This is a genomic window from Variovorax sp. P5_A3 (assembly GCF_056400665.1).
The window spans coordinates 71,197-88,992 of the sequence record NZ_JBFUKW010000011.1; the positions used below are offsets into that span (position 1 = coordinate 71,197).

General features: G+C 66.1%; 20 protein-coding genes. 12 read left to right on the top strand and 8 right to left on the bottom strand.

From position 1 onward, the window contains the following. Positions 1-7 precede the first annotated feature (7 nt). Positions 8-991: a thiamine-phosphate kinase gene (thiL, locus tag AC1D3B_RS18655; RefSeq protein WP_478192146.1), complete on the top strand. Its 984-nt coding sequence runs from the start codon at positions 8-10 to the stop codon at positions 989-991. Between the two features lie 68 nt (positions 992-1,059). Here thiL and AC1D3B_RS18660 read toward each other — a convergent pair whose 3' ends face one another. From AC1D3B_RS18660 to AC1D3B_RS18670, 3 genes are all read right to left on the bottom strand, one after another. After that, a complete protein-coding gene (locus AC1D3B_RS18660; protein ID WP_478192147.1) occupies positions 1,060-4,977 on the bottom strand; it encodes an Ig-like domain-containing protein in 3,918 nt (1,305 codons plus the stop codon). A gap of 311 nt (positions 4,978-5,288) precedes the next feature. After that, positions 5,289-7,097 (bottom strand): ATP-binding response regulator, encoded by a 1,809-nt coding sequence (locus tag AC1D3B_RS18665; RefSeq protein WP_478192148.1) that lies wholly within the window; start codon positions 7,095-7,097, stop codon positions 5,289-5,291. Next, the gene (locus AC1D3B_RS18670; RefSeq protein ID WP_478192149.1) at positions 7,097-7,717 is read right to left on the bottom strand and encodes a response regulator; all 621 of its coding nucleotides are present in this window, start codon (positions 7,715-7,717) and stop codon (positions 7,097-7,099) included. Before AC1D3B_RS18670 ends, AC1D3B_RS18665 begins: the two co-directional genes overlap by 1 nt. 120 nt (positions 7,718-7,837) lie before the next feature. Here AC1D3B_RS18670 and AC1D3B_RS18675 point away from each other — a divergent pair, with 120 nt between their 5' ends. From AC1D3B_RS18675 to AC1D3B_RS18715, 9 genes are all read left to right on the top strand, one after another. Further along, positions 7,838-8,107, top strand: a complete 270-nt coding sequence (locus AC1D3B_RS18675; RefSeq protein ID WP_478192150.1) for a hypothetical protein — start codon at positions 7,838-7,840, stop codon at positions 8,105-8,107. A gap of 54 nt (positions 8,108-8,161) precedes the next feature. Continuing rightward, on the top strand, positions 8,162-8,722 hold the full coding sequence (locus AC1D3B_RS18680) for a phosphatidylglycerophosphatase A family protein (RefSeq protein WP_478192151.1): 561 nt from the start codon (positions 8,162-8,164) through the stop codon (positions 8,720-8,722). Positions 8,723-8,727: 5 nt separating this feature from the next. Further along, a complete protein-coding gene (locus AC1D3B_RS18685) occupies positions 8,728-9,240 on the top strand; it encodes a CinA family protein (protein WP_478192152.1) in 513 nt (170 codons plus the stop codon). A 48-nt stretch (positions 9,241-9,288) separates the two neighbouring features. Next, positions 9,289-9,774, top strand: coding sequence for a nuclear transport factor 2 family protein (locus AC1D3B_RS18690; protein WP_478192153.1), 486 nt, complete (start codon positions 9,289-9,291; stop codon positions 9,772-9,774). Positions 9,775-9,793: 19 nt separating this feature from the next. Next, the gene (locus AC1D3B_RS18695) at positions 9,794-10,102 is read left to right on the top strand and encodes a GNAT family N-acetyltransferase (protein ID WP_478192154.1); all 309 of its coding nucleotides are present in this window, start codon (positions 9,794-9,796) and stop codon (positions 10,100-10,102) included. Positions 10,103-10,133: 31 nt separating this feature from the next. Beyond that, a complete protein-coding gene (blaOXA, locus tag AC1D3B_RS18700) occupies positions 10,134-10,934 on the top strand; it encodes a class D beta-lactamase (RefSeq protein ID WP_478192155.1) in 801 nt (266 codons plus the stop codon). Between the two features lie 99 nt (positions 10,935-11,033). Then, positions 11,034-11,801: a class II aldolase/adducin family protein gene (locus tag AC1D3B_RS18705; protein WP_478192156.1), complete on the top strand. Its 768-nt coding sequence runs from the start codon at positions 11,034-11,036 to the stop codon at positions 11,799-11,801. Between the two features lie 13 nt (positions 11,802-11,814). Beyond that, complete coding sequence (gene nthA, locus AC1D3B_RS18710; RefSeq protein WP_478192157.1) at positions 11,815-12,411, top strand: nitrile hydratase subunit alpha; 597 nt, start codon at positions 11,815-11,817, stop codon at positions 12,409-12,411. A gap of 11 nt (positions 12,412-12,422) precedes the next feature. After that, positions 12,423-13,040, top strand: coding sequence for an SH3-like domain-containing protein (locus tag AC1D3B_RS18715; RefSeq protein WP_478192158.1), 618 nt, complete (start codon positions 12,423-12,425; stop codon positions 13,038-13,040). Here the strand turns inward: AC1D3B_RS18715 and AC1D3B_RS18720 are convergent. From AC1D3B_RS18720 to AC1D3B_RS18730, 3 genes are read right to left on the bottom strand one after another with little or no spacing between them, the layout of a single operon-like run. Further along, a complete protein-coding gene (locus AC1D3B_RS18720; RefSeq protein WP_478192159.1) occupies positions 13,019-13,897 on the bottom strand; it encodes a zeta toxin family protein in 879 nt (292 codons plus the stop codon). The two genes, AC1D3B_RS18715 and AC1D3B_RS18720, sit on opposite strands and share 22 nt — an antisense overlap. Further along, complete coding sequence (locus AC1D3B_RS18725; protein WP_478192160.1) at positions 13,894-14,262, bottom strand: hypothetical protein; 369 nt, start codon at positions 14,260-14,262, stop codon at positions 13,894-13,896. The genes AC1D3B_RS18720 and AC1D3B_RS18725 overlap by 4 nt, the downstream gene beginning before the upstream one ends. Further along, on the bottom strand, positions 14,259-15,155 hold the full coding sequence (locus AC1D3B_RS18730; protein ID WP_478192161.1) for a LysR family transcriptional regulator: 897 nt from the start codon (positions 15,153-15,155) through the stop codon (positions 14,259-14,261). The genes AC1D3B_RS18725 and AC1D3B_RS18730 overlap by 4 nt, the downstream gene beginning before the upstream one ends. Positions 15,156-15,277: 122 nt before the next feature. Here AC1D3B_RS18730 and AC1D3B_RS18735 point away from each other — a divergent pair, with 122 nt between their 5' ends. Next, on the top strand, positions 15,278-16,114 hold the full coding sequence (locus AC1D3B_RS18735; protein ID WP_478192162.1) for an oxidoreductase: 837 nt from the start codon (positions 15,278-15,280) through the stop codon (positions 16,112-16,114). Here the strand turns inward: AC1D3B_RS18735 and AC1D3B_RS18740 are convergent. Continuing rightward, positions 16,111-16,335 (bottom strand): hypothetical protein, encoded by a 225-nt coding sequence (locus AC1D3B_RS18740; RefSeq protein WP_478192163.1) that lies wholly within the window; start codon positions 16,333-16,335, stop codon positions 16,111-16,113. The two genes, AC1D3B_RS18735 and AC1D3B_RS18740, sit on opposite strands and share 4 nt — an antisense overlap. 141 nt (positions 16,336-16,476) lie before the next feature. Between AC1D3B_RS18740 and AC1D3B_RS18745 the strand changes: the two genes are divergently transcribed. Continuing rightward, positions 16,477-16,986: a hypothetical protein gene (locus AC1D3B_RS18745; RefSeq protein ID WP_478192164.1), complete on the top strand. Its 510-nt coding sequence runs from the start codon at positions 16,477-16,479 to the stop codon at positions 16,984-16,986. A gap of 18 nt (positions 16,987-17,004) precedes the next feature. On the opposite strand, the gene AC1D3B_RS18750 is transcribed toward AC1D3B_RS18745, so the two are convergent. Next, positions 17,005-17,790 (bottom strand): UPF0149 family protein, encoded by a 786-nt coding sequence (locus tag AC1D3B_RS18750; protein ID WP_478192165.1) that lies wholly within the window; start codon positions 17,788-17,790, stop codon positions 17,005-17,007. Positions 17,791-17,796: the final 6 nt, after the last annotated feature.

The window sequence follows — 17,796 nt, forward strand, 5'->3', positions numbered from 1 at the left end:
AGACACCATGAGCGTCGCCGGCGAATTCGACCTGATTGCGCGCTACTTCACGCGGCCCGCCAAACGCTCGCCGCTGGGCGTGGGCGATGACTGCGCTTTGCTTGCGCCTGCGCCGGGGATGCAGCTCGCGGTGTCGTCAGACATGCTGGTCGAGGGGCGGCACTTTCTGTCCACGGTCGATCCTGCAAAGCTCGGGCACAAGGCGCTGGCAGTCAACCTCAGCGACCTCGCGGCGTGTGGCGCCAAGCCTCTGGCGTTCACGCTGGCGCTCTCGCTGCCCACGATTGACGAAGGCTGGCTCGAGGGCTTCTCGCGCGGCCTGTTCGCACTGGCCGATGCGCATGGCTGCGAACTGGTTGGAGGCGACACCACGCGCGGGCCGCTCAATATCTGCATCACGGTCTTTGGCGAAGTGCCGGCCGGCGCGGCCTTGCTTCGCTCGGGCGCCAAGGCCGGCGACGACGTCTGGGTCAGCGGCACGCTCGGCGATGCACGTCTGGCGCTAGAAGTGTTTCGCGGCACGCTTGCGCTGCCCGCGGAGCTATTCGATCGGGCGCGCGCACGCATGGAGCAGCCCACGCCGCGCGTCGCGCTGGGGCTGGCGCTGCGCGGCATTGCGTCGGCAGCGGTCGATATCAGTGATGGGCTGGTGGGCGACCTGGGGCATGTGCTGCGCGCGAGCGGTGTCGGAGCACGGCTCGACGCCGACGCGGCTGCCGATCGGCTTGCGCTGGCAGCACACGCGCAAGGCGCAGCAGCGACGCTGGACCAGGATGCCCGACGCGCCTGCACGCTGGCAGGCGGCGACGACTACGAACTGGCCTTCACGGCTCCCGAGTCGGCGCGCGGTGCCGTGGAGCAGGCGGGCCGCACGACGAACACGCCGGTCACGCGGATTGGCCGCATCGAAGCCGAAGCCGGTCTGCGCATCGTCGACGCGCAAGGCACTACCGTGACGCAGCGCCTTGCATCGTTCGACCATTTCCGCTGAAGCGACGGATTGAACAGACCGCCCTGTCGGGCGTAGCAGCCGACCGGCCGCCACACCCAACAAGAGGCTTACAAGAACATGACGTGGACCTTGTCCTCGACCAGCAGTTCGCTGGTGCAGGCCAGGTTCGTGTAGACGTTGTAGGTCACACCGTCCACCTGGGTCGCACCGCCGCTGGCCCAGCCGTCCGGACCGCTGTTGCCGCCGAGCAGGTCGACCTCGCCATTGGCGCCATTGATCATCATCTGCGTCTTACCGTCCGCCAGCGCCAGATCGGTTTGGCCATTGGCCAGCACGTCCTTCGCGCCGAGCGCCAGCGTGTTGCCGCCGGTACCGAGATCGAACTTCTCGATGCCCTGCAGGCCCAGTGACGACAGATCGATGTGCATGTCCTTGGCGTCCATCACCAGCGTGTCGATGCCACCAACGTCCGCTGCGCTGGCCGCGTCCAGCGCCCTGGTATCGACCACGAAATCCCAGACGTCCGTCGCTTCGTTGGCTTGGGTCTCCGGGTCGATGACCATGACCGTAAAGTTGTGCCTGCCGTTCGCGAGCGCGTCGGTGGGCGTGAAGCTCCAATCGCCATCCGCATCCGCCTGCACGCTGCCGAGGAGATGGATGAAACCTGCCGTCTCATAGATCTTGACGATGCTGCCGCCCGCCGCTGTACCGATGAAGGTTGGCCTGGCGTCGTCTGTCACCTCGCCCTTCTCCATGAAGTGCGCCACGCCCACGTCGTCCAGAACGCTCTCGATCACTGGCGCGGCACCGACCGCGCCCGGGGCCTTGGTATCGACCACGAAGTCCCAACTGCCCGTCGCATCGCTGGTCTGGCCCAGGGAGTTGGTGGCCGTGACCGTGATGCTGTGCGCGCCGTCCTCGAGCGCGTCAGCGGGCGTGAAGGTCCACGAAGCATCCAGGCGCGTCTGCACGCTGCCCAGCAGGATGTCGCCGTCATAAATACTGACGATGGTGCCTACTGGCGCCCTGCCGCTGATGGTCGGCCTGGCGTCGTCCGTCGTTTCGCCCGTCTGCAGATCGCGAGGGATGCCCAGGTCGTCCCGAACTTTTTGGATCACTGGTAGAGGTGGCTGCACCTTGCTGCCAGGTTCGGCCTTGCCCGCAATGGCGCCGACGTAGTCCGTCAGCACAAGGTCGCTGACCACCGGATCGTTGATCCATCCCGATTCGATGAGATCGATCAGGAAGTTCCGGACGTCCCCCGTACCAATGGCCTCGCCCGCCGAGTTGGTGGGGATGGCCATGATGCGGTGTTCTCCGGGCTCGAGCGCCTCGGTCGGCGTGAAGCTCCACTTGCCGTCGCCGTCCGCCTGCACGCTGCCGAGAAGTTGGGGGGGGGACCCGGGGGATCCATTCCCCTCGTACACCTTGATGATGCTGCGGGCCGGTGCCGTGCCCTGGATTTCAGGATACACGTCGTCCGTCACGCCGCCATTGGCGACGTCGTACTTGAGGGCACCCTGGTCGTCCACCACGGCGCTGATCCTCAATGGCCCACTTGGAGTGGTCGTGTCAACCACGAATTCGAACGGCTGTGAAGGCGCCGAGAGGCCCGCATTGTCGACCACGGTGATGCTGTGGTCACCCGCGTCCAGGTCAGCAGCCGGCGTGAAGCTCCAGGTGCCATCGCCATTCACTTGCGTGGTGCCCAGCACGTCCGCGCCGTCGTACACCGTGACGATGCTGCCGGCCTTGCCCCTGCCATGGAGTTCAGGGCGCGCGTCGTCCGTCACGCCGTTCCGCTCGATGTGGCCCTGGGCACCTTGGTCGTCCCACAGGTAGTCGATCACCACGGGCACATCCCGGGTGTCGATCTTCACATTCACCACCTCGCTCGGCTCGCTGACGTTGCCCCAGTCGTCGGTCGCCGTCGTGAAGAAGGCGTGGTCGCCGTCCGCCAGCAGCGCGAGATCCGGCGTAAACGACCAATCGCCGTTTTCGTCGGTCATCACTTCGCCGATGATGATGCCGTTGTCGTACACCGACACCCTGCCGCCCGGCTCGGCCTTGCCCGCGAAGGTCGGCGTGTTGTCATCCGTGGTGTCGCCGCTGAACAGCAAGCCTGTCGTGGCACCGACATCGTCCGTCACCACCAAGTCGCTGACTGCGTCCGGTGCCTTGGTGTCGACCACGAAGTTCCAGCTGTCCGCCGCAGCGCTGGTCTGGCCCGCCGAGTTGGTGGCCGTCGCCGCGATTTCGTGCGCACCGTCCTCGAGCGCATCGCTGGGCGTGAAGCTCCACCGATTGCCCGCATCCGCCTGCACGCTGCCCAGCAGGGTCGCGCCGTCATAGATCTTCACGATGCTGCCCGCTGGCGCCGTGCCGCCGAAGGTCGGCTTATCGTCGGTGATCACCTCGCCCTTCTGCGTGTAATGCCATGAACCCGTGTCGTCCAACGCGCTTTCGATCACCGGCACTTCGCTGACCGGTTCCGGCTCGGGTTGAGGTACCGGTTCAGGTGTTGGTTCTGGTTGCGGCTCCGGTGCCGATGTCGCGGTATCGACCACGAAGTTCCAGATGCCCGTCGCAGCGCTGGTCTGGCCCGCCGAGTTGGTGGCTGTCGCCGTGATGTCGTGTGCGCCGTCCTTCAGCGCCTCGGTCGGCGTGAAGATCCACCGACCGCTCGCACTCGCCTGCACGCTGCCCAGCAGGCTCGCGCCGTCATAGATCTTCACGATGCTGCCCGCTGGCGCCGTGCCGATCAGGGTCGGCGTGGCATCGGCAGTCACATCGCCCTTCTGCATGTAGTTCCAATCGCCCAGAACGTTGTCGATCACGGGCACATCGCTGATCGGTTTCGGTTCCGGTACCGCGTCGACCACGAAGTTCCAGGTGCCCACGGTACTGATGGGCTCGCCCGCCGGGTTGGTGCCCATGGCCAAGATGCTGTGCGCGCGCGGCATGAGCGCCTCGGTCGGCGTGAAGCTCCACTTGCCGTCCATGTCCGCCTGCACGCTGCCGAGAAGTTGCGTGGGGAATCCATGGTTCCGGTCGTACAACGTGATGATGCTGCCAGCCTCGGCCGTACCCTGGATTTCAGGACGCACGTCGTCTGTCGTGCCACCATGTTCGATGTTGCCCGTGACGCCACGGTCGTCCACCACGGCGATGATCGCTAGTGGGATCTCGACCACGGGCACCGACGACTCCGTGACGTCTATCACCATAGCGTACGGGGCGCTCTCGGTCTTGACGCCCGCAGCGTCCATCGCGATTGCGGTGAATTCGTTGTTGCCCGACGCCAGCGGCGTCGTCACCGAGAGCGACCAGTTGCCGCTTTCGTCGACCGTAGTGCGGCCCACTTCGTGGTCACCCCGACTGTCACGCACCACCACGATGACCGTATCACCTGGCGTGCCGATGCCGTTGATCGTCGGGTGGTTATCGTCCGTCGATTCGCCCGTATCGCCTTCAACCGCGAGGATCGCGAATTCGCTCGCGTCCGGCTTGGTCGTGTCAACCTTGAATTCGAACGGATCCGAGGACTCGCTGGTTTTGTCGACCGGGTCGGCCTGGACGTCGGGCACACCCTTGCCGCCATCGCTGAGCAGGTCCTTTGCGGCCGGTGGCGCATCGCTGACAGGGACCGCCACCGAGCTCGACGAGCTGCCCCCACCGCCCATAGCTGCAGCTGCACCACCAACCAACGCCAAACCACCGCCCAACCACCACGGCGAGATCGCAGGACCACCCTCAGTCATCGAGCCCACCGAGCCCGCATCACCAGACCACGCAATTGCCGACGACTCGCCGTCCGCAAGCGACACGATATCGCCACCACCAATGCGATCACGACCAACGCGCGTCAGCGTGGCGTCTTCAGGGGCGCCTTCGCCCTCGCCCTTGAACACATACTTGACGTTCGGCAAAGCCTTCGTCTTGAACGGCTTCGCACCGTCCAGGGCGATCGCCTTCTCCGCATTGCCACCGTTGTTGATGAAAACTGTAGTCTTCTTATTAGCCACAAAGCACCTTGATGAACAGAAAAAATGGACGCCGCTCGAACTTCCTTCGCCGTTTCATTCAACGCGACTGCGTCTCGCGAGATAGAAAAAAGGCTTCCGAAGAAGCCTGCAAAGCCCTTCGGTAAAGGGCTGCCTTGCCAGTGAACAGGAGTCTGGGGACACCCTGCGCTGAAGGAGTTCGGCAAGCGATGACCTGAGGTCTGTTGCCTCAAGTCGGCACGGACTTTAGGGGGGCGGCTCAGGCGCGTCTGCGAGCTGCGTCTCTATTTTTGTCGAGACGACTCTTTTTGCAGTGCGGACTCGTCCGTACTTCAGCTCGTCGGGACTGGCGCCGCATCCAGCAGCGCGAACGCCGAATCGATCTCGACCTCGTTCAGCACGCACATCAGCCCGTGATAGAGCTGGTTCGGCGACACCGGCTTGTGCAGCAGCGGCACGCCAGTCGCGCGGGCTTCGCGCAGGCGCTGCGGCGCGGTGTCTCCCGTGATCAACAGCGCGGGCAGGTTCTCGCCGAACTCGGCACGCAGCGTGGCGATGGCTTCCGCACCGGTGCGCAGTTCGCGCAGCCGGTAGTCGCTGATGACCAGCCCCGGCGGGTTCGCACGCGCCAGGGCCTGCGCCTCCTCGATGGAATCCGCCACGTCGCACACGCACCCCCAGGCGCTGAGCAACTGGCGCATGCCGGCACGCACGGCTTCGTCATCGTCGATCACGAGCACACGCACGTCGAAGACGCGCGCATGGCCGGGCACGGGCTCGTGCCCGCCTGTCGCGACACCCACCTGCGCTATGGGCAGGCTCAGCCTGAAGACGCTGCCGCGTCGCGGTTGGGAGACCAGGGTCAGCTCATGGCCCAGCGCACGCGCCAGCCCTTGCGCGATTGCCAGCCCAAGCCCAAGGCCCTTGCGGCGATCACGCTCCGCATTGCCGAGTTGATGAAACTCGCGAAAGATGTCGTCGTGCTGGGCCGGCTCGATGCCGATGCCCGTATCCCACACTTCGAGCAGCACCTGGCCGCCTCGCGTGCGGCAGGCCACGAGCACGCCGCCGTTCTCGGTGTAGCGGATCGCATTCGAGACCAGGTTGCGCAGGATCAGCGCTACCAGCGCCGGGTCCGACCGCACCGCCACGTGCGTCTCGCGCGAGCGATAGACGATGCCCTTGGCGTCGGCCTGCGGCGCGAGTTCGTTCTCGATCTTGTTGAGCAGCGGCTGCAGGTGGAAGGCCTGCATCTGCGGCTCGACCACACCGGCCTCGATGCGCGAGAAGTCGAGCAGCGTGTCGAGCATCTCGGCGGAGGCCTGCCACGTGGCGCGCGCGTTGGCCAGTGCGTCGTACTGCGCGGCGGAGAGCTTGCTGCGCGCCAGCACTTCCAGGAACAGCCCCTGCGCATGAATGGGCTGGCGCAAGTCATGGCTGGCAGCGGCCAGGAACTTGGACTTGGCAAGGTTGGCCTCGTCGGCCTTCTGCTGTGCGGCCTGCGCGTGCTCGGTCTCCACGCGCAGGCGCTCGATCAGCTCGATGTTCTCGAAGCGCAGGTCAATGGCCGCGCGCGCCGCCCGCGCGCTGTTGCGCGCCTGCCCGAGCAGCGTGACGACGTACAGCGCGCCCGCCACGCCCAGCGCGTTGTAGGCCGGATCGCCGAGGGTCCACAGCTTGGTCGCCAGCACGACCAGCTCGACCGCGCCGAACGCGATGAACACCGGCAGCACCGGCGCGAGCGACGACATCGAGCTGCCGGCGACACCCGCGAGCACGGCCACCACCAGAATACTGCCTGCCACCGTGGTCGTGCCCAGCGTGGCCCACGCGAGTGCGCCCCAGGCTGCGGCGTCGATGATGTTCAACGCGATCTGCCGCCAGACGAGCGTGCGTGCGCGATCGAACGAAATCTCCGTCTTCAGAATGCGGCGCGCTTCCCGTGCGCAGTAGAGCTTGATCAGGATCACCGTCCCGGCCCAGGCGCGCAGGCCCAGCGCGTTGTGCTCGTTGGACAGCACCCACACCAGCAGCAGCGCAACCAGGATGGTCGGGACGACCGAACTGCCCGTGTTGCCGAGCAACAGGCGCAATTGTTCGACAAGGGTGCGCCCATCGGCGAGGCGCAAGGGGTTCTTCATCAGCCGACGAGACCCCTGCGGCGGGCCGCGAAGCCGGCCTCCGAACGGCTCGACACCTGCAGGGCCGCGAGCACGGCCTGCACGTGGCCGCGCACGGTGTTTTCCGACAGGTTGAGCCGCCGGCCGATCACCTTGTTGGGCAGGCCCTGGCACAGCAGGTCGAGCACTTCGAACTGACGTGGCGTCAGGAGTTGGCGGGAACCGTCGCCATCGCCGGCCGGCGCCGATGCATGGTCGGCGGACACGATCGGCAGACCCTGGCGCAAGTGCTCGATGACCGACAGGATGTTGTCCGCCGAATCCGCCTTGGAAACGAAGGCTGCCGCGCCGCGCTCCCGAGCCATCCGCACGTTGTGGGGACCGGCATCGGACGACAGGATGACCACCGCTGCATCAGGCCACTTGCGCTTGACCAGCGCGATGCCTTCGAGGCCATTGAGCCCGTGGAGCTGGATGTCCAGCAGCACGAGCGCCGGCTTGGCCATGGGGCTGCGCATGGCCTCCTCCAGCGACGCCGCCTCGGCCACTTCCAGTTCGGGAATGCCGGAAGTGAGCACCATGCGGAGTCCGCAACGGAACAGCGCGTGGTCGTCGACGAGAAGAATTCTGGCGGGGAGCATCAGGCAAATATTCTGCGCGAAGTCCGATCGGTCCAAATGGACTATTTACGCGCTCGCCGCTTGCACCGACCATTCAATCGCCAAAGCTTTCTCGACCCCAATCCCTTCCCCGCGCGCCGAATGAAGCCCCTGATCGAAATCCAACGCATCGGAACGGATGCCTACGTGTACCGCGTCAATGCCAAGGGCGCCGACACGCAGGATCCGGGCTGCACTTTCTCTTCGCTGGAGCAATGCCTGTTCGACGCGGGCGCATCGCTGGATCACTACTTTCCGCGCGTCGAAATCAACTTCGAAGGCATGTTCCTGGGCGCCTGTGCCACCGACACGCTGCGCAGCAACCCGAAGGCCGTGGCGCAGCGCATCGAGCAGCATTTCCAGCCGGCCTGAACGCCAGCCGGAACACTGGCCGGCATCGTGCCGGATGCGCGACACTGTCGCGTCATGCCAGTCGCTCCCTCTTCCGGCGCCACGCCGCCGCCTTTGCCGTTTCGCCCGACGGTGCGTTTCCTGTTCGCGCATCCGGCGCATCTGATTGCGCTGGGCTTCGGCTCGGGCCTTCCGCGCCGAGCGCCCGGCACCGTGGGCACGCTGTGGGCCTGGGTCGCCTTCCTCGTCATGCAGCTTTGGCTGTCGAGTTCGACGATCGGATGGGTGATCCTGGTGTCGCTTCCGGTCGGTTGGTGGGCGTGCACCGTCACGGCGCGTCACATGAAAATCGCGGACCCCGGCAGCATCGTCTGGGACGAAGTGGTCGCCTTCTGGATCGTGTTGTGGCTCGTGATGCCGGGCGGCCTGCTGGCGCAGCTCCTGGCCTTCGCACTCTTCCGCTTCTTCGATGCCGTCAAGCCGGGACCGGTGGGCTGGGCCGACCGCGCGTTCAAGCTGCCCGACACCGGCAGCGAGGCCGCGCGATGGCGGGTGGCGGGCTTCGGCATCCTTTTCGACGACCTGGTCGCGGCGTTCTGTACGCTGCTCGTGATCGCCGCCTGGCGCGCATGGTGAACACAATGAACGACGCTCTTTTCACTTCCACTTCCGGACACGACACACCGGCGCTCGTTCTGCAGCTCGCCGACGCGCTGCAGCAGAAGGGCCTGATGATGGCCACTGCCGAGAGCTGCACCGGCGGCCTGATCGCCGGGGCGTGCACCGATCTCTCGGGCTCCAGCAACTGGTTCGAGCGCGGCCTCGTCACCTACTCGAACGAGGCCAAGACGGAACTGCTCGGCGTCGATGCGGCGTTGATCGCGACGCATGGCGCGGTGAGTGAAGAAGTCGCGCGCGCCATGGCCGAAGGGGCCGTCGCGCGCTCCAGGGCGCAGGTCGCGGTCGCCGTCACCGGCGTTGCCGGGCCCACCGGCGGCTCACCCGAGAAGCCCGTCGGCACCGTGTGGTTCGGCTGGTCCGCGAATGGACAGGTGCGCACCGAACGCAGGCGCTTCGACGGCGACCGCGCGGCGGTGCGGGCCGCGACGGTGCACTACGCCCTCCAGACCTTGCTCGAACTGGTCAAGGCCTGAGGCGCGACGCCGCATGCTCGGCTACGATGCCGCATCGCGAAGGACCTCATGCGCAACGAACAGACCATCCGCCGCTTCTACGACGCCTTCGCCAGGCTCGACGCCGACACCATGGCCGCCTGCTATGCACCGGATGCGAGCTTCGATGACGAGGCCTTCTCGCTGCGCGGCGCGCGCGAGATCGGCGGCATGTGGAGGATGCTGTGCTCCGGCACCCAGGCGAAAGGCGCCGCCGTCTGGAAACTGACCTACCGCAACGTGCAGGCCGACGCCACGACCGGTCAGGCGCACTGGGATGCGCACTATCTGTTCAGCGCCACCGGCCGCATCGTCGACAACGCGATCGACTCGCGCTTCACTTTCAACCCCGACGGGCTTATCGCCACGCAGCGCGACCGCTTCGATTTCTGGCGCTGGTCGCGTCAGGCGTTGGGCACGCCGGGCCTGTTGCTAGGCTGGTCGCCGATGCTCAAGAAGAAGGTTCGCGCGACCGCCGCGGCGAACCTCGCGACCTTTCTGGCCCGAACCTCCTGACCGCACCCACGAAAACCCAATGAGCGACATCACAATCACCAACAAGCCCGAACTGCATCGCTACGAGGCCACCATCGACGGCCAGCTCGCGGGCTTCTGCGAATACAACCTGCTGAGCGAAGCCATCATGTTCACCCACACCGAAGTGCTGCCCGCGTACGAGGGCAAAGGGGTCGGATCGGCCATCGCGCGGCACGTACTCGACGAGGCACGCGCACAGGGCAAGCACGTGATTCCGGTGTGCCAGTTCATTGCCGGCTTTATTCGCAAGCACCGGGACTATGCGGACCTGGTGCGAGCCGATGTGCAGAGGGCGTTCAAGATCTGAAGAGGTTGCCGCGTCGTCTAGACTCCCTGCGATGATTCGCAGAAATCTCATGCTTTCCGCCCTTGCTGCAGGGCTCTCTCAATTCGCGCTGGCCGAATCGCAGCACCAGGAAATGGTCGATTGGTCCCGGTTTTTCACCGAGGCCGACGCGCAAGGCAGCATCGTGGTGCTGGACTCGCGAGGCAAGTCCGGAACGGCCCAGGTCTATAACACGGCACGCGCCGAACGGCGCTACTCGCCGGCTTCCACCTTCAAGATCCCCCACAGCCTGTTCGCGCTCGATGCCGGGCTGCTGCGCGACGAGTTCCAGGTCGTCCCTTGGGACGGCGTGAAGCGGTCGCAGCCCGCATGGAACGAGGACCAGAACCTGCGCTCCGCGATGCGGAACTCCACGGTGTGGGTGTATGAGCGCTTCGCCAAGGAACTAGGCAATGCGCGCGAGACCGCGTACATGCGAAAGATCGGCTACGGCAATGCGATCGCCACAGGTGACAAGCCCTTCTGGGTCGAGGGCGATCTCGCCATTTCATCCTTCGAGCAGATCGCTTTCCTGCAGCGGCTGTACCGCAACCAGCTGCCCTTCAAGGTCGAACACCAGCGGCTCGTGAAGGACGTGATGGTCAACGAAGCGGGCGCCGACTGGATCCTGCGGGCCAAGACGGGATGGACCGGAAAGATCGGCTGGTGGGTGGGCTGGGTCGAGTGGCCCACCGGCCCCGTTTTCTTCGCCCTGAACATGGACACGCCGAACAGGCTCGCGGACCTTCCGAAGCGGCTGAGCATCACGCGCAACGTCCTGCGCGCCATCAACGCACTCCCTGCGACGCCGTAGCTCCAATGTCCTGACCCGCGACCCTTGCGCCGTGTTGCGCACAGGTGCTAACGTTGCCAGCCGCGCTCCGGCGGTCCGCCGGACTCCAGGAGACCCATCGTGCAGATTGGCGTACAGAGCTTTGCCTCCCGGGTTCCACCGACATTCGACAGCAAGGCAGCGGAGCGGACCTACCAGCTGCAGCGACTCGCCGGCGCGTGTCGCATCTTCGGCCGGCGCGGGTTTTCCGAAGGGCTCCTCGGCCACATCACGCTGCGCGACCCCGAGTTGCCGGACCATTTCTGGGTCAACCCGGTCGGTGTCGCCATGAACCAGGTCAAGGTCTCGGACCTGGTGCAGGTCCATGAGGGAAAGGTGGTGCGCGGCAACGCGATGGTCAATCCCGTCGGGCTGTTGCTGCACACCGCGCTCCATCGGGCTCGCCCGGAAGTGACGGCCGTCTGCCACGCGCATGCCTTGCATGCATCGACCTGGTCGTCGTTCGAGCGACTGCTGGACCCGATCACCCAGGATTCCTGCATCTTCTTCGAGAACCAGGCGCTCATTCTGGAGCCGCGCGTGGTGCGAGACGCTGCAGCGGCGGCCCGTTTCGCCGAGGCATTCGGCGACAAGCGCGTCGCAATCCATGGCGGGCACGGCATCTTCACGACCGGGCAGAGCATCGACGAGGCTGCCTGGTGGTTCGTGTTGATGAATCGATGCTGCGAAGCACAGCTCATGGCGGAGGCGGCAGGCAAGCCGACCGTCTGGCAGACGGAGGATGCCCGCTGGCTCGCATCCGTGCTGGGCTCGCCGACCTTCGGCTGGCTGTCGTTCCAGACGCTCTGGGACGAGATCGTCGTGAGCGATCCCGACCTCGTGGACTGAGAGGAGCTTCATCATGGCCCATGACGATCCGGTGATTCGGCGCACGGCGCCCATGGCGCAAAGAGTCGATGCGATGCAGGCGCTGCTCGACGAGCGCGGCATGAAAGCCAGCGAGGCTGTGGATGAGCTGAGCCATCTCGCGCTGGAAGAATGGGTGCCGCAGAACGGCGCACGCGTCGTGGCCAGGGCCTGGGTCGATCCGGCCTTCCGCGAACGCCTGCTCGCGAATGGCCGTGCCGCGGTCGCCGAGCTCCGCATTCCGATGCCGAAGCATCACCGGCACCTGGTGGTGCTTGAGAACACGCCGACGGTCCAGAACGTCATCTGCTGCACGCTGTGCTCCTGCACGGCCTTCACGGTCATCGGCCTGCCGCCGGACTGGTACAAGGACCTGGAATACCGTGCGCGCGTCGTGCGCGAGTCGCGCACGGTGCTCAAGGAGATGGGGCTCGATCTTCCGCCTGACACCGAGATCCGCGTCTGGGACACGACGGCCGACACGCGCTACATGGTGCTGCCCACGCGCCCGCCGGGAACCGACGGCTGGTCCGAGGCACAACTGGCCGGCATCGTGACACGCGACGCCCTGATCGGCGTCGCAAGGCTCTAGGAAGGCGGCACATGGACGGCATGCACGATCTGGGGGGCAAGCAGGGATTCGGGCGCGTGCACTACACGCTCGATGCGAAGGCGTTCCACGCGGATTGGGAGGTGCGCGCGAATTCGCTGTATGCGCATGCCGTGCGGCTCGGCATCTTCAACATGGACGAGTACCGCCATGCGATCGAACGCATGGAGCCGCGCCACTATCTGACGGCCAGCTACTACGAGCGATCGTTCACCAGCCTGGCGACGCTTTGTGTCGAGAAGGGCATCGTGTCGCGTGAAGAACTGGAGCGGAGGGCGGAGGGGAGCGTACCGTTGGCGACGGCGAGTGCGCCGGGGCGCACCAACGTCCCAGGCCGCGAGCGCTTCAAGATCGGGGATCGCGTGCGCGTGAGAGACGACCACGTGCCGGGCCATGTCCGGATGCCGGGCTATATCCGTGGCAAGACGGGCGTCGTCGTGGGCGAGTCCCCGGCCTATCCGTTTCCCGACGCCCATGCGCACAGCGTAGAGGCGCAGGACGAGCCCACCTACGACGTGCGCTTCCGCAGCGAAGACCTCTGGCCGAACTCCGCGGACGCGGCGCTGGTGCACGTCGCGGTGTTCGAGAGTTACCTGGAGCGTGCTCTGTAGAAGGCAGGCTTCTTTCGCGGCTTGGGTGTCGGAATCGATGCCGGCTCCTGGATTTGCGCTTTCGCTTTCGCTGCGAGCGGTGCGGCGCCTACCCGGACCATCCGCTTCGACTTGAACGGTCCGACCACTTTCTCCAGCCACGGATCGCTCACCGCTCGCAATTCCGGGTCGACATTGAATTGTGGGTCCCGTGCATCGAAGAGGACCGATCTTCGCTTCTGGGCACGCACCAGCGTGAAGGCGTTCTCTTCTTCCCGGCTGTTGTCGAACATGAGCGTCATGTCCGCCAGCGGCGCCGCATGGCCGACGGCGGCCTGCGTTCGCGGGAATCGCGAGACGAGCTTGGCGCGCTCGACGTCATGCCCGCCCTGCTGCTTGCGGGTGCTCACGCGCAGCACCGAGAAATCGGCGGAGGTCAGTCCCACCAACAACAGCACGACGTAGTAGCCGGCCTTCTGCATGTCGCGGATGTCGTCGGCCTTGGACTCATGGCCCCCACCCGGCAGGGGTTTCCAGTGCGAGAAGACGGTCTCGAACGCGAACGGCATGCGCTGATCCATGACCAGCCGCTTGAAGACGCGCACGCCTTCCTGCGAGAGGATCTGCCAGCGTTCGTCTTCGTCGCGCAGTTGCTGCGCCCAGCCCGGAATGCGCCCGGTCTCGGGGTCCGGGTCCGGAAGGATCGACATCATCATGCGATCGGCATTGATGAGCGGGATCCGCAGCGACCCCGCCAGTCGCGTGTACCACATGGTCGATTTCCCTGACCCGTTGTGCCCGGCGAGCACGAAGGCGACGGGCCGCGGCCCTTGGGTCTGCCGGAGGAGCGCTTCGAGCCTCGGAGGCCGGCGGCTCACGCTTTTTCGGCGCGGAACTTGCCGTCGACCAGCCGGCCGATCACGCGCGTGCCGTCGGCGGCCTCGCGCACGACCTTGGTCGGGTCTTTCGAGTAGGCGGCGTAGGAGTAGATCTTCGCGGCGTTCGGGCCCCTGAACACGACCGAGCGGTCGATGCCGGGCTTGTTGAGTGCGCGCGCCGCCTTCTGTACCAGCACGGTGGTCTCGTCCTCGGGGCGCACCGGGACCTTGGTGGACTTGCCCACCTTCACCAGCGCCATGCCGCGCCCCAGGGTCGCGACCGATCGGCCCCTGACGAAATCACCGTCGGTGCCGTCGCGTTCTGCTGGACTTCTTGCTCTTGCCATCCGCAGATGATCGCTCAATTCGATTCCGAACGCGCTGCGTCGATGAAAGCGCGCAGCTTCGGCGCCTGCGACGCCCGCTGCGGAAAATAGAGAAAGAGGCCGGGCTCCTCGATCGCCGTCTCGGGCAACACCCAATGCAGGCGCTTCTCGCGGATGTCGCTGCGCACCAGCGGCTCGAAGATGTAGGCAATGCCCACGCCGGCAAGCGCCAGGTCACGCGCGAAAGTCGCGTCGGTGATGACCGCCGTGCCGGATGTCCTGAAGGACACCGGCTTGCCGCCTTCCGAGAGATCCCATTCATAGAAGCTGCCCGACGCCAGCAGCCTGAAGCCGATGCAGTTGTGGGCCGCCAGGTCGGCGATGGACCCGGGCGTGCCCCGCGCCTGCAGGTAGTCCGGCGCAGCGACCATGATGGCCTTGAACGGCGGCGTCAGCCGCACGGTGACCATGTCCTGCTGGACGGCCTCGCCCAGCCGGATGCCGGCGTCGAAGCCTTGCGCGACGATGTCCACGAAGGCGTCGTTGGTGTGGACTTCGACGGTGAGTCGCGGATGCGCACGGGCGAGCCTGGCGAGCACCGGGGTCAGCGCCATCTTGACCGCCACGCGCGGCGCGTTGATGCGCAACAGGCCCGTGACCTCGCCCCGATCCGCCGTGAGCCCTTCGACGGCCTTGCCGATGTCATCGAGCGCCGGCGACACGCTCGCGATGAACCGCTCGCCCGCTTCCGTGAGCGACACGCTGCGCGTCGTGCGTGCGAACAACGGCTCTCCGAGTCGATCTTCGACGGCGCGCACCGCATGGCTCACCGCGGACGGACTCATGTTCAGTGCCGCCGCAGCGGCCGCGAAGCCGCGATGCTCGGCCACGCTGACAACAATGGGCAAATGGGCCAGCAGTTCGCGGTTCATTCATGCATCCGATCGCATAACGCTTGCGATTCAGGCCACTTTATCTCATTCGATGGTTTTCAGAAACTGGCTTCGACGGCGGCGAGAACCGTCGCCGGATCCACAATCTTCAGGAGAAAACCATGAGCAGCACCCGCCCCACCTGGTTCATCACCGGCGCTTCTTCCGGCTTCGGGATGGCATTTGCGCGCTACGCGCTCGCGCAGGGCTACAACGTCGTCGCCACCGCGCGCTCGCCCGGCAAGCTCGCCGAACTCGCGGCCAGCGCGCCCGATCATGTCCTGGTCCAGCCGCTCGACGTCACGGTGGCCGGCGATGCCGCGAAGGCCGTGGCCGCCGCCGTTGCCCGCTTCGGCCGCATCGACGTGCTGCTCAACAATGCCGGCTACGGCATCGTGGGCGCGCTCGAAGAGACGCTGGACACCGAGCTGCGCGCGCAGATGGAGACCAATTTCTTCGGCGCCGTCGGCGTCATCCAGGCGGCACTGCCTCAGTTGCGCGCGCAGCGGGAGGGCGCCATCGTCAACATCTCCAGCCTCGGCGGGCAGTTGTCCTTCGGCGGCTACAGCGCCTACTCCGCATCCAAGTTCGCGCTCGAAGGCCTGTCCGAAGCGCTCGCACAGGAAGTCGCGCCCTTCGGCATCAAGGTGCTGATCGTCGAGCCGGGCGCCTTCCGCACCGGGTTCGCGGCGGATGCGCTCAAGCACATGCCGGTGATGGAGCCCTACCGCGATGTCGTCGGCGGCACGCGAGCATTCACGCAAGGGATGAACGGCACCCAGGAGGGCGACCCGGCCAAGGCGGCCGCCGCGATCGACAAGGCCCTGCAGTCCGGCGACACGCCCCTGCGTCTTCAGCTCGGGGCCGACTCGGTGACCGCGGTCCGCGCACACGCAGAGCAATTGCTGAAGGATCTCGCGACGTGGGAAAGCGTGGGGCTGGACACCCGCGTCGCCTAGTCGCACCGGTAGGTGACTTCTCCTGTCGGATTGCCGGGGCCGGCGTGGTTCAGGTAGCGCAGCGGCGCGCCAAAATTCCGGCAGTACGCCTCCGCGTCCTGCGCGGTCGGCGACTTGAAGACGCCGTCGCCGAGCCAGGTGACGCGCGGGGCGGATCGCGACGCGCAGCCTGCGGCAAGCGCCGCGAGGATCAAAATGGACAGGGCAGTGAATCGACGCATCGGGAAGGGAGTTGGAGCGAGCCACAAAGGAGGGGTCCGCGACTTTACCTGGGTCGCATCCGTCAACGAGTGGCTTCTGACGCCAGGGGAGCCACTCGTCCGACAGCCGCGACACGATCCGACCCGCACAGTGAGACCAACATGGAACACCCCCTCGGCATTCCGATGAAGGCTGCAACGGCCATCGCATTGTCATGCGCACTGCTGACGGGCTGCGCGAGCGATCCATCCAACTTGCAACTGGGCGCGAGGCGCGACCAGGTCCTGCAGCAACTGGGTGGGCCGACGGCCATCTACCGCACGCCCACCGGCGAGCGCTTCCAGTACTCGCGCGGCCCCATGGGATTCCAGGTGAGCAATGTGGACCTGGACAGCTCGGGCCATGTCTACTCGGTGCGGCAGGAACTCGACGAAGGCCTGTTCGCCCGCACGATCAAGCCGGGCGAATGGCGTGTGGAGGACGTGCTTTTCACCTACGGCCAACCATACCAGCAGACGCAGGTGACCTCGTTCAACGGCGCGGTGTGGTCGTGGCGCTACCTGCAGATCAACAACCGGCGCTTTCTCTACATCTACATCGACCCGACGGGCCGGGTCGACCACTACAACGTGGGTGACGACCTGGAGTACGACCGGTTCCGGCGCTGGTAACCGACGGTCGAGCCGGGCTCAGCCGGCTCCATGGCACTTCTTGTACTTCTTCCCCGAGCCGCAGGGACAGGGATCGTTGCGCCCGGGCGTCGCTTCCTTGCGGATCGTCTCCACGCGCGGCCCCATGCTGCGCCAGAGCTGACGCAGGTCGTACACCGCCCAGATCGCGGCGCCGAAATCATCGATCCGCTCCTGGCTCACGCTGGGCGGACCGTCCTCGGCGTACATCGACAGCACGGGCTTGTCCTTGTCGTCCTCGGTGAGGGTCACGATGGCGTCGAGGGCCTCGTCGAGCATCTGCGAGGCTTCCTTGTCGCGCGGGGCGGCCCAGTCCTCGGGCCAGTTCTCGACCGCGAACATGAAGCCCAGCGCCCAGATCTGCGCGAAGGACGGGATCGCCTCGCCCTCCATCTCGCCGCGCTCTTCCTCGGGCAGGGCCGCGATCGCGCCGCGGGTGTCGAGCACCTCGGGCTGCCAGGTCCGTTCGTCGTCCAGGGACTGCACGTCGGCATCCAGACCGGTCTCGATCTCGCGCCAGCGCCGCTTCCAGCGCCAGACGAATTCCATGTGCTGCGCAGGCTTGAAGCCGTCGCCCAGCAGCACGGGCCAGTACTCGGAAGCTTCGATCGGCCGGCGCGTGCAGACCAGCGCGGCCATGAAGCCTTCGCAGAATTCCCACTGCGGAATCTCGTCGTCATGCTCGCGCATGGCGTCGAGCGCGTGGTCGAGGGCGTCGAAATCGTCAGGGCCGAGCGGTGCGTTGTCGGGCTGGGCGGGGGTCGGGGTGTCGGCTTGGGTTGTCATGGCATT

What these genes read in the sequence shown, in the direction of transcription:
- AC1D3B_RS18735 (WP_478192162.1), top strand. Translation starts at nt 15,278, where the DNA reads ATGAGCAGCACCCGCCCCACCTGGTTCATCACCGGCGCTTCTTCCGGC.
- AC1D3B_RS18750 (WP_478192165.1), bottom strand. Translation starts at nt 17,790, where the DNA reads ATGACAACCCAAGCCGACACCCCGACCCCCGCCCAGCCCGACAACGCA.
- thiL (WP_478192146.1), top strand. Translation starts at nt 8, where the DNA reads ATGAGCGTCGCCGGCGAATTCGACCTGATTGCGCGCTACTTCACGCGG.
- nthA (WP_478192157.1), top strand. Translation starts at nt 11,815, where the DNA reads ATGGCCCATGACGATCCGGTGATTCGGCGCACGGCGCCCATGGCGCAA.
- AC1D3B_RS18685 (WP_478192152.1), top strand. Translation starts at nt 8,728, where the DNA reads ATGAACGACGCTCTTTTCACTTCCACTTCCGGACACGACACACCGGCG.
- AC1D3B_RS18740 (WP_478192163.1), bottom strand. Translation starts at nt 16,335, where the DNA reads ATGCGTCGATTCACTGCCCTGTCCATTTTGATCCTCGCGGCGCTTGCC.
- AC1D3B_RS18675 (WP_478192150.1), top strand. Translation starts at nt 7,838, where the DNA reads ATGAAGCCCCTGATCGAAATCCAACGCATCGGAACGGATGCCTACGTG.
- AC1D3B_RS18715 (WP_478192158.1), top strand. Translation starts at nt 12,423, where the DNA reads ATGGACGGCATGCACGATCTGGGGGGCAAGCAGGGATTCGGGCGCGTG.
- blaOXA (WP_478192155.1), top strand. Translation starts at nt 10,134, where the DNA reads ATGATTCGCAGAAATCTCATGCTTTCCGCCCTTGCTGCAGGGCTCTCT.
- AC1D3B_RS18670 (WP_478192149.1), bottom strand. Translation starts at nt 7,717, where the DNA reads ATGCTCCCCGCCAGAATTCTTCTCGTCGACGACCACGCGCTGTTCCGT.
- AC1D3B_RS18695 (WP_478192154.1), top strand. Translation starts at nt 9,794, where the DNA reads ATGAGCGACATCACAATCACCAACAAGCCCGAACTGCATCGCTACGAG.
- AC1D3B_RS18665 (WP_478192148.1), bottom strand. Translation starts at nt 7,097, where the DNA reads ATGAAGAACCCCTTGCGCCTCGCCGATGGGCGCACCCTTGTCGAACAA.
- AC1D3B_RS18680 (WP_478192151.1), top strand. Translation starts at nt 8,162, where the DNA reads ATGCCAGTCGCTCCCTCTTCCGGCGCCACGCCGCCGCCTTTGCCGTTT.
- AC1D3B_RS18730 (WP_478192161.1), bottom strand. Translation starts at nt 15,155, where the DNA reads ATGAACCGCGAACTGCTGGCCCATTTGCCCATTGTTGTCAGCGTGGCC.
- AC1D3B_RS18745 (WP_478192164.1), top strand. Translation starts at nt 16,477, where the DNA reads ATGGAACACCCCCTCGGCATTCCGATGAAGGCTGCAACGGCCATCGCA.
- AC1D3B_RS18690 (WP_478192153.1), top strand. Translation starts at nt 9,289, where the DNA reads ATGCGCAACGAACAGACCATCCGCCGCTTCTACGACGCCTTCGCCAGG.